Below are 717 nucleotides of genomic sequence, written 5' to 3' on the forward strand. Positions count from 1 at the left end.
CCAATGGTGACAAGGTCCTGATCGCCGCGGGCCAGACCGAAGCCACCTACCGCACCGATGCCCAGGGCGAGGACGTCTTCAAGGACGCCGGTTCGCTAACCGTTGGTATCACCGATGCCACCGTTGACGGCCAGACCTTCGAAAACCTGCAGCTGGGTGGCTCCGCCACCGTGCAGATCGCCGACACCATCAACGATGTCGTGGCGACCCTGACCGCTGACAAGACCACTGTCGCCGAAGGCGGTCAGATCACCTACACCGTGACCCTGAGCAGCAAGGATGGCCTGCCGGTGATCGGTCACCAGGGCATGACCTTCACCCTCGAAGGCGGCGGTCTCGTCACCATCGAGGCAGGCAAGGCCAGCGGCACCTATGTGCTGACCACGGCCGACGACGCCTACGTCGGCGGCCAGCCCGTCATCAACAAGTCGATCACCGGCATCACCGGTGGCAACGTCTTCGAGAAGTTGTCGACCTCGGGCTACACCTGCACCACGGTCACTGACGAAACCGGTACCCCGAATAACCCAGGTACCCCAGGTACACCGAACGGCGGCGACTTGGTCACCGTCGGCATCACGGCCGATCAGAACTCGATCACCGAGGACAAGCCGGCCACCTTCACCGTCACCCTCAACCGCAGCCTGGAGCGTGACCTCACCGTCACCCTGAGCAACGGTGACACCGTAACGGTCAAGGCAGGCAAGACCACCGCCT

The 717-nt window shown here is 63.5% G+C and carries 1 protein-coding gene; it reads left to right on the forward strand.

All coding sequences use genetic code 11. From position 1 onward, the window contains the following. Positions 1 to 717, forward strand: a 717-nt coding sequence (locus G7009_RS28365; RefSeq protein ID WP_375139582.1) for an immunoglobulin-like domain-containing protein, incomplete at both ends; no start/stop codon positions are given.

Source organism: Pseudomonas capeferrum (assembly GCF_013523055.1).
GTDB classification, from domain to species: domain Bacteria; phylum Pseudomonadota; class Gammaproteobacteria; order Pseudomonadales; family Pseudomonadaceae; genus Aquipseudomonas; species Aquipseudomonas capeferrum_A.